Genomic DNA, 14,261 nt, shown 5'->3' with positions numbered 1-14,261 from the left:
CGCTTTCTTTTTTTAGGAGGAGAACATGGAACAGATCAAGATCGACGCAGAGACCAGGATGAAGAAATCGGTGCACGCGCTCAAGGATCAGCTCGCCACGATACGCACGGGAAGGGCCACACCCGCCCTCTTCGAAAAGATCACGGTGAACTACTACGGCCAGCAGACACCCCTCAACCAGGTGGCCTCCATCTCCGCACCCGAACCCCGACTCGTGGTCATCCAACCATGGGACAAGAGCGTGCTCCAGGAGATAGAGAAGGCCATCCAGTCCTCAGACCTCTCCCTCAATCCCGTGAACGACGGCAAAGTCCTCCGCATCAACATCCCCCCCCTCACCGAGGAGAGGCGAAAGGAGTACATCAAGCTGGCGAAGAACGTCGCGGAACAGAGCCGGGTGGCCATCCGGAACATCCGGAGGGATGCGAACGAGGCCCTCAAGAAGGCGGAAAAAGAGGGCCGGCTGAGCGAGGACGAACGGAAACGAGGTGAGGAGGAGATCCAGAAGCTGACCCAGAAGTACATAGACGAGATCAACAATCTCCTCGAGGCCAAGGAAAAGGAGATCATGGAAGACTGATGGACATCGGCACCTCCCTCCCCCGACACATCGGCATCATCATGGACGGCAACGGCCGCTGGGCCACCAGGAGGGGACTTCCTCGCTACAAGGGTCACGAAGAGGGCCTCAAGGCCACCAAGAGGGTGGTGAAGGCCGCCGCCGAGCGAGGTATCCCCTATCTCTCTCTCTACACCTTTTCCACCGAAAACTGGAAACGGGCACAGGAAGAGGTCTCCTTCCTCATGGGCCTGGTGAGACGCTACCTCAAGAAGGAGTTCGACTTCTACAGGGAGTACGGGATCAGGATCGTCCACAGCGGCAATCTCGAAGGCCTTCCACGCGAAATCCGCCGTGATCTCCTCGACGTGATACGGGACACCGCATCCTTCACCGGACTCACCCTCAACATAGCCCTCAACTACGGGGGAAGGGATGAAATCCTGCGGGCGATGAAACGCTGGCTCGAAGAAGGAGGAGGCCAGGAGCTCACCGAGGAGTCCTTCCGTCGCTACCTGGACGTCCCCGAACTCCCTGACCCCGATCTCGTCATCCGGACGGCCGGAGAGCAGCGCCTGAGCAACTTCCTCATCTGGCAGGCTGCCTATGCGGAGTACTATTTCACTCCGGTCCTCTGGCCGGACTTCTCGGAACGCGATTTCGACGAGGCGCTCCGGGACTATGCGAGCCGCACTCGAAAGTTCGGAGGCACCGCGTGAGCAATCTTCTTCAACGAATCCTGCTCTTCTCCATAGGGCTCCCCGCCCTCCTCGCACTCGTGATCTTCCTCCCCTACTACAACGACATAGGGATAAACCTGGTGGCGATCATGGTGGGGGGAATGAGCGGCCTCGAGATGAGGCGGATGCTGAAGGAGGAAGGACCTCGATCCGCGACATGGGCCTTCCTCCTGGGCGCGGGACTCCCTCTCGCAGCCTATCTGGGGCTCCTCTTCTCATTGGGGTGGGCCCCCGTGATCCTCGTGATCACCCTCGTGCTCCTTGCCACCCTCTCCCGGGAGACATTCGTCTCCCGGGAGAGCGACGTCCCCCACATCACTCACAGGATGAGCGCCGCGGCCTTCATACTCCTCTATCCCGGGGCCTTCCTCATGTTCGTCCCCCACATCACGGCCTTTCCACGGGGGGCACTCCTCATGGCCGTCTTCATACTCGCGGTCTATCTCAACGACTCGATGGCCTACCTGACCGGCAAGCTCTGGGGAAGAGGCGGGGTACTTTTCATAAGCCCCAACAAGAGCATCGCAGGATTCATAGGCGGATTTCTTACCTCCCCACTCGTCCTCCTCGTCTCCCGCGCGCTCGTTCCCGACGTATTCCCCGGACCAGCGTGGAAGGCCCTCCTCTTCGGAAGCCTCGTCGGCATCGCCGCCATCCTGGGGGATCTCGCCGAGTCGGCCATCAAACGGGCGTGCAGGACCAAGGACTCCGGCGCCATCATCCCCGGACGTGGGGGCATCCTGGACTCGGTGGACTCCCCCGTGTTCGCAGCACCGGTCTTCTATTACCTCTACCTCATCCTCTTCACCTAGGTCGAGGGACGCTGCCTATGAAGAAACGGATCATCGTCCTCGGATGCACGGGAAGCATCGGAAGGAACGCCCTGGAAGTGGTGCGGGCCTATCCCGAGCGCCTCGAGGTGGTGGGTCTCTCGGCGCATACCAGGGATCGGGAGCTCCTCGCGGCCGCCCGGGAGTTCGGCGTGGAACGCCTGGCGCTCACAGGAAAACGAGGCGGAGGGGTCCCTTACGAGGGCGAGGAAGGTCTCCTCCACCTCATAGAGGAGACCGAAGCCGACATCGTGGTGAACGGTATCGCGGGGACGAGAGGCTTGCTCCCCTCCCTCAAGGCCCTCGAGACCGGCAAGGATCTCGCCCTCGCCAACAAAGAGAGCCTCGTGGTGGCGGGAGAACTCCTCCTCGAGACAGCCACCAGGAACGGGCGGCACATCCTTCCCGTGGATTCCGAACACGCAGCCATCTTCTCTCTGCTCCGGAATGTTCCTCCGGATGCAGTGAAGGCCCTCTATCTCACTGCCTCCGGGGGAGCACTGCGGGACATCCCCCTCTCACGACTCGAGGAGATCACCCCCGAAGAGGCGCTCAGACATCCCACCTGGGAGATGGGCCCCAAGATCACCATCGACTCGGCCACCCTCGCGAACAAAGGACTCGAGGTGATCGAGGCCGCGGTCCTCTTCGGTGTGCCTCCCGAATCCGTACGGGTGGTCATCCACCCCCAGAGCGTGGTACACGGTCTCATCCTGCTCCGTGACGGGTCGTGGCACGCTCAGATGAGCACCCCGGACATGCGGCTCCCCATCCAGCAGGCCCTGTTCCATCCCGAGGTCCCACCCCAGGCCCCCGCTCCGCTTCTCCTGGAGGAGGGACTCGACCTCAGCTTCAGGCCGGTGGACGGGCGGCGGTACCCCATGCTCGGGCTCGCCTACCAGGCTCTCGCTTCACAGGGGAAGCGCATCGCCTTCAATGCGGCGAACGAAGAGGCCGTCCGGGCCTTCCTCGAGCGCAGGATCTCCTTCCCCCGGATCGCCGAGGTGGTGGAATCCGTACTCGCCAGGGAATGGCCTTCCCCTCGGGGAGGGATCTCCCCTATACTGGCACTGGATGCCGAAGTGCGCAGGGTTACGGAAGGTATCCTGAAAGAGAGGAGTGATCATGCTTCTTAAGATAGCCCTGGGACTCGTGGGACTCGGCGTCGTGGTCTTCTTCCACGAACTGGGCCACTACCTCGCGGCCAGGATCGTGGGGATCCACGTCGAGGCCTTTTCCATAGGATTCGGCCGCCCCCTGCTCCGATTCAGCAGGAAAGACACCGTCTATCAACTGGGATGGATCCCCTTCGGAGGCTTCTGTCGTCTCAAGGGCGAACACGCCCTCCAAGAAGCCCTCGCCAAGGGACTCCCCGAGATCCCCAAGGAACCTCATTCATTCTTCGCGGCCCCGCCTCTCGCACGCATCTTCGTGAGCCTGGCGGGTCCACTCGGAAACCTGGTCTTCGCCATCCTGGTGGTGGGGATGCTCTGGACCGTGGGCTTCCCGGTCCGCTCTCCAGGCACCACCATCGTCCTGGAATCCGACTATCCCCTCGTCACCGCTGAGGACTACGCCTATCCCGCCACCGAAGCCGGCCTCAGGACAGGGGACACGATCCTCGCCGTCAACGGCTCCCGGATCCGCACCTTCAGCGAGCTCTCCGAGCTCATCCTCCTGGAGGGGAACGAACCCCTCGTCGTGGAAGTGGACCGGAACGGGACGAGACTCACCTTTACCGTCACTCCCGCGATCAACCCCGAGACGGGACTTCCCCGCATCGGAGTGTACGCATGGATCGACCCGGTAGTGGAACGCGTACAGGAAGGGAGCAGCGCCGCGATCGCCGGCATCAGGCCCGGAGACAGGATACTCGCCGTCGACGGCGTCCCCGTTCCCCACACCATCGCCCTCCACACCTACCTCTCATCCCGTAATCCCCGGAAGGTCTCCCTCTCGGTGATGAGGGGAGGCGCTCCCATCTCCGTGGACCTCATCCCCCACTACGAGAACGGGGCACCGGTCCTCGGGATCCAGTTCGCGGTCCCGATGGTCACCCTCAAGGCCCCCCCTCTCGAGGCTCTCGTCCGCTCGTGGAACCAGATCACCCTGGTGGTGAGGGAGACTCTCCGGGGGCTCGCCGACATGGTGAGAGGGAGAACCGCAGGGGAGGTGATGGGGCCCTTGCGGATCAGCTACGCCGTAGGTGACGTGATCACCCAGGGCGTCTCCTCGGGAGGTGCGGCAGGCATCGTCCCTGCCGTCCAGTTCCTCGCCTTCATCAGCATCGCGCTCGCGGTCTTCAACCTCCTCCCCCTTCCCGTACTCGACGGCGGACACATCCTCATCTACTCGATAGAGTTCCTGAGCAGGAGGGCGCTCCCACCTCGAGTCCTCTACCGCTACCAGATGATAGGAGGGATGATCATCATGGCCCTCGCCGTGGTGATCCTCTTCATGGACATATTCTCGCTCGCCGGCTGGCACTAGAGACACGCTTCGAGGAGTAAGGATATGAAACGCATCATGTGCATCTTCTTCATCCTCGGATTCTGTGGACTCACACTCCCCGGTTTCCACTCTTCGGTGGTGGTCCAGACGCCCCACAGTGATACCATCCTCGACATCGACGGCCATCCTTCGATGCCCCTCCTCTTTTCCGCCGGTGCAGACGGCTGCGTCCTGGTCTACGACACCGAGCGGAATCTCGTCATCCGCCGGCTCCAGGTCTCACCCTACTCACTGGAAAGGATCGCCGTCCATCCCGACGGGGAGGAAATCGCGGTGCTCGTCCACACCGGAGACGACGCCTATCTGCTCGAGGGGTACGAGTGGCGTTCCGGCAAGCGATTGTTCTCCCGACGCCTCCAGGAGAGACCCCTCTCCCTCTCGTACTCCCCGAAAGGTACCTACATAGGACTCACCTTCCCGACCTGGCGGAGCTTCTCCCCCTACTCCTCGAAAGGCACTCCCATCTCCTTCTTCAGCCAGGGATTCGGTATCGTCTCGTTCTTCTTTTTCTCATCCACCGAGTCCACCCTGGTCACCTACACCCCCGCATCCTCCCTCCTCATCTACTGGGACACGAAGACGAGAAGGGAAAAAGCCCGCGTGAGCCTCCAGGAGAAGGTCGAAGATCCCGTGCTCTACAGTCCCCGTCTCCTCGTGGGGAAGACCCAGGAGCGGCTCGTGGTGCTCGATATGGTGACCGGGAAGGTGTTCGCGGACGTCCCCCTCAGGGAGATCAGGGACATCCTGGTCGACCCGGAGAAAGAGATCGTGGTGGTCCAGGGCTCCTCGTTCCCCTCCCTCATCCGGTACAGGCTCCAGGGACAGAGCCTCGTGGAGGAGGAGAGGATACCCCTCGCAGGCATCCTCTCCTCGGCGGTCTCCCTCGCACTGAAGGACGGTACGCTCTACGCCGGTATGAACGACGGAAGCGTACGAAGCTTCTCGATGACGACGAAGTCCGAGACCGCGATCACCACCCACCTCGAGACATCGATCACCGATCTCGCGGTCCATGCGGATCGGATCTTCTGCAGCACCAGGGATTTCGTGGTCGAGTGGGACGCCGCTTCCATAGGGAGTCGTACCGAACAGCTCGTGACCTCCCGACGGCTGGCCCTCCCCTTCCAGAGGAACACCGCCCTCTCCATAGCGGGAGACACCCTCGCCGTGTGGACCACCGCCCCCCCCGATCCGCCCGTGGTCATGTTCTACGACCTCTCCTCCCGGTCGCTCAAGGGCCAGTACCGGGCCCTCTCCACCTACCCCTCCGGGGTGCTCCTCGACGAGGAACGCATCATCATACTCGAACGCAACACCTCCATCCGCGTCCTCGACCCCTTCACCCTCGGCGAGACCCTCCGGATACCCGGCAACGGCATACTCGACATGGCCATCTCGGACGAACTCCTCTTCGCAGGGAGGACCCAGACGTCCCTCACCCCCTACTCCCTTCTCAAGATCGATCTGCTCTTCGGGGAGACCCTCCCGCTCGAGAACCGGATGTCGGTGATCTACCGGCTCGTACTGGATCCTTCCCGGAACGTGCTCTACGGGCTCGGCCTCACCCAGGATCACGTCACGGCCATCGAGCGCTTCCGCATCTCGGGGGAACGGATCTCCTCGTCCCGGGTGTACACGAGCACGATCTTCGATCCGGAAGGGGACATCACCTTCGATCCCGACACGGGCTCCCTCTACACCACCGCAGGATACACCACCCCCCTCCTCCTGTCGGGATCGAGGCGGCTCCTGTTCGAAGCCACCAGTCACCTTCCCCGAAGGCTCTTCCTCTCGAGGGGAATCCTCTACGCCATCAACAGGGACGGGAGCGTCTCCATCTGGGACGCGAACACCCGCTCGCACCTCTACGACGTGCTGCTCTTCACCGACGGGGAGTGGCTCATCGAGGGGAGAGACGGCCTGCTCCTCTCCTCGTCGGAGCGGGTGAAGGAGAGGTTCCTTCCCCTCAGTGACTCACGAGTGACGCGTGAGGGATTCGAAACGGGTGTATTGAGGAAGGAAGGCCAGCTTCACCGTGCCGATCGGACCGTTACGCTGCTTCGCCACGATGAGCTCGGTCTCTATCTCGTGCGGATGCTCCTCGTCCGCACTCCTGTCCGTGGGTCGCTCCCTGTGGATGAAGATCACCACGTCGGCGTCCTGCTCGATTGAACCCGACTCTCGAATGTCCGCGAGCGTCGGACGCTTCCCCTCGGTCTCCCGCCTGAGCTGGGAGAGGGCCACCACCGGGATGTCGAGCTCGCGGGCCAGTGCCTTGAGCGAGCGGCTGATCTCGGCGATCTGTTCGTGCCGCGCGAGGGCCTGATTCTCGGCCGTGATGAGGGTGAGGTAGTCGATGAAGATGATCTCCACCCCGAACTGAAGCCTCATCCGTCTGGCCTGCGCCCGGAGATCGAGGAGCCGCAGGTTGGGTACGTCCACGATGTAGAGGGGGGCCTCGTAGATCTCGCCCGCAGCCTCCATGATCTTCTGGAAATCCGCGGGCTTGAGGAGCCCGGTCCGGATATGATGGAAATTGATCCTCGCCTCGCTCGCCACGAGCCTGAGCATGAGGGCCATGTCCGCCATCTCCAGGGTGAAAAAGCCGACCGGAACCTTCTTGCGGATGGCGATGTTGGCGGCCATGGAGAGGGCCAGGGCGGTCTTTCCGACCGAGGGCCGTGCGCCGATCACGATGAACTCAGAACGCTGGAATCCGGTGAGGAGGTTGTCGAGATCGGAGAATCCGGTGGGAATGCCGGTGTAGGTGTCCTTCGTCTTGTACCAGCGCTCGATGATATTGATGGTCTCGGTGAGGAGCTCCCTCGTGTGCTTCACCGTGGAGGTGGTACCCAGCTCGGTGAGCTCGAAGATCTGGCGCTCCGCCTCCTCTATGGTGAGCCGGATCTCCTTCCCCTCGTCGTAGGCGTCTGCGACCGCCTGCTGAGCCACCGTGATGAGCCGCCTGCGGATGCTCCTGTCCTGGACGATCCGGGCGTAGTACTCCACGTTTGCAGTGGTGGGCACCTCCGAGGTGAGAGAGGCGATGTACGCAGCCCCGCCGCTCTCCTTGAGGAGGTCCCTCGCCTTGAGTTCCTCGGTCACGGTGAGGATGTCGATGGCCTCGCCTCGATCGAAGAGGTCCAGCACGGCCTGATAGATGTTTCTGTGGGCGCGCCGGTAGAAGTCCTCCGGCCGGAGATAAGGGAGCACCACCGGGAGCGCCTCGGGATTGAGGAGGAGCGCCCCCAGCGTGGCCTTTTCCGCCGTCTCGTCATGAGGAGGCACGAACCCCTTCCCCACGGAGGGAAGGGCGCGATCTATGACAGGGTCACTGCTCATTCTGCCTGGGTGGAGACGGCTTCGCTCGAAGCCTCGGACGTCTCCTCTTCGGCGGCTTCCCCGCTCCCGCTCCCCTGCGCTTTTACCAGCACGGTGAGTGTGGCACGCTGGTCCTCGTAGATGTGCACCGGGACCTTGTAGGTACCCACCATCTTGATCCCGTGACCGGGGACCTCGACCCTCTTCCGCTCGATCTGTATACCCTTCTTCTGGAGGGCCTCCACGATCACCGCAGCCGTCACCGATCCGAAGAGCTTGCCCTTCTCACCGGCGGGCATCTCGAGTTCGAGGGGCTCGCTCTCGAGGAGCGCCTTCAGATCCATGGCCTTCTTCCGTTTCTCTTCCTTCCGCTTCTGGATCTGGTGTCGTCGGCTCTCGATGAGGGCGACGTTCGCCCTGTTCCAGAGAAGGGCGAGGCCCCGAGGAATGAGATAGTTCCGTGCATATCCAGGAGCGACGAGTTTCACGTCTCCTTCTTCTCCAAGGTTAGGCACGTCCTGAACGAGGATCACCTTCGTTGCTTTCATACTCACGACTCCTTCCGAGGTCTTAAGACTAACCAGTATTCGGCGATTCCAAGCCCGGGGAGCAGAACGCCCACCAGAAGGTTCATCCCGGGGATGAACAATGATACCACACAGAGGCCTATGAGGGCAACACTCCCCCCACGGGGGAAGAGACGGCGCAGGTGGAAAGAGAGCACTCCCACGCCCTGCACCCCGTAGATCACGAGGCCCATGGCGAACGCGTTCCGCACTGCGAACGCGAGCCCCAACGGAAGATCGACGAACCGCTCCAGGAGGAACCCTGCGAAGGACAGGAGGAACCACCAGAGGAACCATGCGGGTGCCCTGAAGCCTGCGAGGAGCGACATGCCCGGATGCGAGAGGAGCCAGCCGAAGTACCAGTTGCCGGCCAGGATCACCATGTACCACACGAAGAGGGAAGACCCAAGCGCCTGGACGAGAACGCTGAACGTCTCCATCCTCTCCTGTGAGGAGAGATCCTCCACGAAGACATCCCCACCCAGGAGGGTGAGCACCCTGTCCCACATCGTATAGGCGAGCTCGGCCAGGTTCCCCCATGCGAGCCCCACGGCCACCACGAGACCCGTGACGACCGCGGCCACAGCGGTGATCACGATGAGTCGGGTGAATCGAGGAAACGGAAGGACATCCTCCACGAGGAACACGAGGCCTCCCATCCAGAGGAAGAGAAGAAGGAGGTTCATCCCGACCAGGACTCCCCACGCCGGGTCCCACCCTTCCAGCCCCCAGAGCAAGAGGTGAAGGGCGAGCAAGCCTCCTCCCGCCGTCCCCAAGGCCGCATACCAGGATACACGTCTCGCTCGATAGAAGAGATAGACGAGAGGAACGAGGAAAAAGGGAAGGAGGAGTCCCGAAAGGTACGACACCATCGCGAGGACTCCTCCTCCCACGCCCATGAGCCAAAGACGCGATCTATTCTCCAGAGACTCCATCATCAACCCATGGGAAGGAGCGCCAGGATCCTGGCCTTCTTGATCTCCCGTACCAGCCTCCTCTGGTTCTTCGCAGACGTCCCGGTGATCCTCCTCGGGAGGATCTTGCCGTTCTCCGTGAGGAACTGGCGAAGCACCTCCGGCTTCTTGTAATCGATCTCGAGCTTGTAGAGAGCTATCTTGTCGACCTTTTTCCGGAAATAGGGGCGCCGCGGCTGGTCCTGAGGACCTCTCTGCGGCCGCTGTTCCCTTCGCTCCTCCCTGGAGCCATTCTCATTCTTCTCTTCGGTTCTCACATCGTCGGACATCATTCCTCTCCTCAGTCTTTTAGAACGGTATATCGTCTTCGAAATCAGGCTCACCAGAAGCTGGTGGGGTGGACGCCCCACCGCCGGACGGTGCAGGCCTGTCCTGCCCTCCACCCGTTCCTCCGCCTCCCAGGAGGCGGAGGTTGTTGGCCACGATCTCCACCCTGCTCACCGTCTGGCCTTCGCGCTCCCAGCGATCCTGTCTGAGCTCCCCCTGTACGGCGACCTGCTTCCCCTTCACCAGATACCGCGCCACCGCCTCACCGAGGCGTCCAAAGAGCACGATATCGAAGAAGTTGACCTCTTCCGACCAGGAATCGCCTTCCCGCTTGTCACGATTGACAGCGAGGGAGAACTTACACACAGGGGTCCCTGAGGGAGAGTATCTGAGCTCCGCATCTCTCACGACCCTTCCCACCAGGACCACACTGTTGATGTCTGCCATGGGAACACCTCACTTGGTGTCGACCCTGGTCACCAGGAAGCGCAACACCTCAGGGATGTACTTGAGATCATGTTCGAGTTTCGAGATGATCTCCGGCTTTGCATTGAACACCCACACATAGTAGTGACCGCGGGTCTGTTTTTTGATTTGATAGGCGAGCTGGCGCTCACCCATGTCCTCTTCTTTTTGAATCTGCGTCTCGTGCTTGTTCAGGACCTCTACCGTCTTCTGTTTCCCTTGGGTATAGAGCTCCTGCTCGCTACGAAACACACACACGAGTTCATACGTCCGCACCGTCTTCCTCCTCTTCTCGGCCTGGCGAACCATCTTCAACGAGATGGCTAAAGAGGTCATAAGAATCTATCACAAGGGAAAGAGAATGGTCAAGAGCAACACGGACGATTCCGATAGGTAAGTGATGGCTCGGATCACCACCTATGCCGAACACCTCTTCGCTCTCGAGACCCTCATGCAGGCCCTGAGGGACATCCTCCGCCTCCCCCTCGAACCCGAAGTCTTTCTCGATCACCTCATCGAAGAAGTCTTTTTTTTCGACAGGAGCCTCAACCTCCTCCAGCGCCAGATAGAACGTCATACCGAGCTCGCCGACTACAAATCCCTTCTCCACAGCGCAGGAAGGGCTCGTATCCACTTCGCTCGCCTCATAGAAGACATCCTCAAGAAGGGATCCGCCCTCAATCTGAAGGGCACCTCGGCGGAGAAGCGTCTCCGCGTGCTCCAGGAAGCCCAGGAACGCGAGGTGGAACGGCTGAAGAGTCTCATCTCCTCCCAGGAAGGAGAACGGGACGTGGTCTCACCCGAGGAAATAAGTAAACTCCTCTCCCCAGGGGAAGAGGATTGACCCCCCCTTGGAGTTCTCCCTCTCCATCGATACAATAAGATCGATATGGAACGGCAACTCGCTCTCCTAGAGAAAAAGGTGGGTGAGCTCTCACTCCTTTTCGAGGTGAGCCAGCTCCTCGCCCAGACCATTGACGTACGGGAAGTCCTCCAACCGGTACTCAGACTCATCGCCGAACAGTTGGGCATGAACCGGGGGACCATCACCCTCCTCAACCGTAACACAGGGGAGATCGTGATCGAGGAGGCCTACGGACTCTCCGAATCCCAGAAGCTGAGGGGGCGCTACCGGATAGGAGAGGGGGTGACGGGAAAAGTGGTGCAGAGCGGCAGACCCATCGTGATACCACGAATCTCGGAGAGCAGGGAGTTCCTGAACCGGACGGGATCACGCCAGAAGCCGCAGAGCGGGGACCTCTCCTTCTTCTGCGTTCCCATAAAGGTGGGAAACGAAGTGGTGGGGACATTGAGTGCGGACAGGGATTACGATCCCGACCTCAACCTCGACGACGAGGCACGCCTCCTCACCATCCTCGCCTCCCTCATCGCCCAGGCGGTGAAGCTCAAACAGGAGCTCGTGGAGGAACGGGAACGCCTCATGGAGGAGAACGCGCGGCTGCACGAGGAACTCAAGGAACACTTCCGTCCTGCGAACATCATCGGCACATCGAAGGCCATGCAGGACGTCTTCGACATGATCGCGCGGGTCTCGAGGAGTGAAGCGACCGTGCTCATCCGAGGGGAAAGCGGCACGGGCAAGGAACTCATCGCCCAGGCCATTCACTACAACAGCCTGCGGGCGGACAAGCCATTCATACGGGTCAACTGCGCGGCCCTGCCCGAGACCCTCATAGAGAGCGAGCTCTTCGGACACGAGAAAGGGGCCTTCACCGGGGCCCTCACGAGAAGGAAGGGACGGTTCGAACTCGCCCATGAAGGGACCATCTTCCTGGACGAGATAGGAGACCTCTCCCCCCAGGTACAGGTGAAACTCCTCCGGGTGCTCCAGGAGAAGGAGTTCGAGCGGGTGGGGGGAAGCGAGACAATCCGGGTGAACGTACGCGTGCTCGCCGCCACCAACAGGAACCTGGAAGAGCTCATGGCCCAGGGGAAGTTCAGGGAAGACCTCTACTACCGGCTCAACGTCTTCCCGATCCACGTTCCCCCGCTCAGGGAGAGACGGAGCGACATCCTCCTCCTCGCCGATCATTTCATAGAGAAATACGCGAAGCAGAACAACAAGCATATACATCGCATCTCGACGCCGGCCATCAATCTGCTCATGAGTTACCACTGGCCCGGGAACGTCAGGGAACTCGAGAACTGCATAGAACGTGCCGTCCTTCTCAGCACCGACGGAGTGATCCACAGCTACCACCTCCCCCCCACCCTCCAGAGCGCCGAATCCACGCAGACCGAGTTCAAGGGGACCCTCAAGGAGGCCTTGGAGAATCTGGAACGTGAACTCATCATCGACGCCCTCAAGACGTGCAGAGGGAACATGTCGAAAGCCGCCGAGATGCTGGGGATCACCGAGCGCATCATGGGACTCAGGGTGAGGAAGTACAGGATAAACCCCAAGGCCTTCAGGCCACGAACGAAGGTTTCCACAAAAATGTAGGTTATAGCGAATTTCTCTACAGAAATGTGAAATGTTTCGCCCCTCTCGACGAGACCGTAAGACAGACGGCCTGCTCAACACCAGGCTTAGCTCCTCATCCTCAATGAGTTAGCGCCTTCCGCCCCTGCGATCGTCACTCCTTGGCATGTTAGTTGCTTTCTCTTCTGCAACATCGCTTCACAGGAGGAACGTATGAGAAGAGCAGGCGTATTGATGCTGGTCCTCCTCCTCGCAGGAGGAACGCTGTGGGCCCAGGAGGGGGTGGAGGAGACCCTCACACTCCACGGGGCGGCCCTCGACATGATCTGGCTGGTGCTCACCGCAGCACTCGTCTTCCTCATGCAGGCCGGATTCGCCATGGTGGAGACGGGCCTCACCAGGGCGAAGAATGCGGCGAACATCCTCATGAAGAACCTCATGGACTTCTCGGTGGGGGCCCTCGCCTTCTGGGCCATAGGATGGGCCCTCATGTACGGCGCCCCTTCGCTGGGCGGTCTCATCGGGGGCAACGGGTTCTTCCTCTCCTATTCCCCCGAGGCGCTGGAGGCATACGGGGCCTCGTCCATGTACGATATCTTCCGTGACTGGATGTTCCAGGTGGTCTTCGCCGCCACCGCCGCCACCATCGTCTCCGGGGCCATGGCCGAGCGCACCAAGTTCACGGCCTACCTGACCTACTCGGTCTTCGTGAGCGCCCTCATCTATCCCACCTTCGGACACTGGGTCTGGGGCGGCGGGTGGCTCTCGGAACTCGGGTTCCACGATTTCGCGGGGAGTACGGTGGTCCACTCCATAGGCGGGTGGCTCGGACTCGCAGGGGCCATCGTCCTCGGCGCGAGGAAGGGCAAGTACGTCCGTGTGGGCAACGAGGTCACGGTAAAGGCCATCCCCGGTCACAACCTTCCACTCGCCGCACTGGGGGTATTCCTCCTCTGGTTCGGGTGGTACGGCTTCAACCCCGGATCGACGCTCTCGGGGAGCGATCTTTCCATAGGCCACGTGGCGGTCACCACCACCCTGGCCGCCGCCGCAGGGGCGGTCCTCTCCATGATCACGTCCTGGCTCCTCTACGGCAAGCCTGATCCTTCCATGTCGCTCAACGGAGCCCTCGCAGGATTGGTGGGCATCACCGCAGGCACCTGGGTGATCGGCCCTACAGGATCGGTCATCGTGGGTGCGATCGCGGGAATCATCGTGGTCTTCAGCGTGGAGTTCCTCGACAAGGTGCTCCACATCGACGATCCCGTGGGTGCGGTATCGGTCCACGGCACCTGCGGCGCCTGGGGGACCCTCGCGGTGGGGCTCTTCGCCAATGGGGTGAACGATCCCGGTATCGTGGGGCTCTTCTACGGCGGAGGATGGCACCAGCTCGGCGTACAGGCGGTGGGCGTGCTCGCAGGGTTCGCCTGGGCCTTTGTGACGGGACTCATCCTGTTCAACCTCATCAAGGCCACCATCGGCCTCAGGGTGAGCGAAGAGGAAGAACTCAAGGGTCTCGACCTGAGCGAACACGCAGTGGAGTCCTACAGCGGATTCCAGATCTTCAGCAACATGTGAGGAGGAA

At 61.3% G+C, this 14,261-nt stretch carries 14 protein-coding genes; 8 read left to right on the top strand and 6 right to left on the bottom strand.

The window, feature by feature from the left end; genetic code table 11:
- Nucleotides 1-25 precede the first annotated feature (25 nt).
- From frr to rseP, 5 genes are read left to right on the top strand one after another with little or no spacing between them, the layout of a single operon-like run.
- Nucleotides 26-580 (top strand): ribosome recycling factor, encoded by a 555-nt coding sequence (gene frr / locus SPITH_RS04325; protein ID WP_014624500.1) that lies wholly within the window; start codon nt 26-28, stop codon nt 578-580.
- A complete protein-coding gene (gene uppS / locus SPITH_RS04320; RefSeq protein ID WP_014624499.1) occupies nt 580-1,278 on the top strand; it encodes a polyprenyl diphosphate synthase in 699 nt (232 codons plus the stop codon). Before frr ends, uppS begins: the two co-directional genes overlap by 1 nt.
- A complete protein-coding gene (locus SPITH_RS04315; RefSeq protein WP_014624498.1) occupies nt 1,275-2,111 on the top strand; it encodes a phosphatidate cytidylyltransferase in 837 nt (278 codons plus the stop codon). Before uppS ends, SPITH_RS04315 begins: the two co-directional genes overlap by 4 nt.
- Before the next feature lie 17 nt (nt 2,112-2,128).
- Nucleotides 2,129-3,265: a 1-deoxy-D-xylulose-5-phosphate reductoisomerase gene (gene dxr, locus SPITH_RS04310; RefSeq protein ID WP_014624497.1), complete on the top strand. Its 1,137-nt coding sequence runs from the start codon at nt 2,129-2,131 to the stop codon at nt 3,263-3,265.
- A complete protein-coding gene (gene rseP / locus SPITH_RS04305; protein ID WP_014624496.1) occupies nt 3,255-4,619 on the top strand; it encodes an RIP metalloprotease RseP in 1,365 nt (454 codons plus the stop codon). The genes dxr and rseP overlap by 11 nt, the downstream gene beginning before the upstream one ends.
- Nucleotides 4,620-6,614: 1,995 nt before the next feature.
- Here the strand turns inward: rseP and dnaB are convergent.
- From dnaB to rpsF, 6 genes are all read right to left on the bottom strand, one after another.
- On the bottom strand, nt 6,615-7,982 hold the full coding sequence (dnaB, locus tag SPITH_RS11935; protein WP_014624494.1) for a replicative DNA helicase: 1,368 nt from the start codon (nt 7,980-7,982) through the stop codon (nt 6,615-6,617).
- The gene (rplI, locus tag SPITH_RS04295; protein WP_014624493.1) at nt 7,979-8,509 is read right to left on the bottom strand and encodes a 50S ribosomal protein L9; all 531 of its coding nucleotides are present in this window, start codon (nt 8,507-8,509) and stop codon (nt 7,979-7,981) included. The genes dnaB and rplI overlap by 4 nt, the downstream gene beginning before the upstream one ends.
- A gap of 2 nt (nt 8,510-8,511) precedes the next feature.
- Nucleotides 8,512-9,399, bottom strand: a complete 888-nt coding sequence (locus SPITH_RS04290; protein WP_014624492.1) for a hypothetical protein — start codon at nt 9,397-9,399, stop codon at nt 8,512-8,514.
- Between the two features lie 65 nt (nt 9,400-9,464).
- Nucleotides 9,465-9,770 (bottom strand): 30S ribosomal protein S18, encoded by a 306-nt coding sequence (rpsR, locus tag SPITH_RS04285; RefSeq protein ID WP_014624491.1) that lies wholly within the window; start codon nt 9,768-9,770, stop codon nt 9,465-9,467.
- 19 nt (nt 9,771-9,789) lie between these two features.
- On the bottom strand, nt 9,790-10,215 hold the full coding sequence (gene ssb, locus SPITH_RS04280) for a single-stranded DNA-binding protein (protein ID WP_014624490.1): 426 nt from the start codon (nt 10,213-10,215) through the stop codon (nt 9,790-9,792).
- Between the two features lie 9 nt (nt 10,216-10,224).
- Nucleotides 10,225-10,509: a 30S ribosomal protein S6 gene (gene rpsF, locus SPITH_RS04275; RefSeq protein ID WP_245523448.1), complete on the bottom strand. Its 285-nt coding sequence runs from the start codon at nt 10,507-10,509 to the stop codon at nt 10,225-10,227.
- 124 nt (nt 10,510-10,633) lie between these two features.
- On the opposite strand from rpsF, the gene SPITH_RS04270 reads away from it, so the two are divergent.
- The 3 genes from SPITH_RS04270 to SPITH_RS04260 all read left to right on the top strand — a co-directional run bounded on the left by SPITH_RS04270 (nt 10,634) and on the right by SPITH_RS04260 (nt 14,254).
- Nucleotides 10,634-11,077, top strand: coding sequence for a hypothetical protein (locus SPITH_RS04270; RefSeq protein WP_014624488.1), 444 nt, complete (start codon nt 10,634-10,636; stop codon nt 11,075-11,077).
- A 45-nt stretch (nt 11,078-11,122) separates the two neighbouring features.
- The gene (gene nifA / locus SPITH_RS04265; RefSeq protein ID WP_014624487.1) at nt 11,123-12,697 is read left to right on the top strand and encodes a nif-specific transcriptional activator NifA; all 1,575 of its coding nucleotides are present in this window, start codon (nt 11,123-11,125) and stop codon (nt 12,695-12,697) included.
- A 192-nt stretch (nt 12,698-12,889) separates the two neighbouring features.
- A complete protein-coding gene (locus SPITH_RS04260) occupies nt 12,890-14,254 on the top strand; it encodes an ammonium transporter (RefSeq protein WP_014624486.1) in 1,365 nt (454 codons plus the stop codon).
- The last annotated feature ends 7 nt before the right edge of the window (nt 14,255-14,261 follow it).

It is taken from the genome of Spirochaeta thermophila DSM 6578, from assembly GCF_000184345.1.
GTDB lineage: Bacteria > Spirochaetota > Spirochaetia > Winmispirales > Winmispiraceae > Winmispira > Winmispira thermophila.
This window is presented reverse-complemented; position numbering and strand designations above follow the sequence as displayed.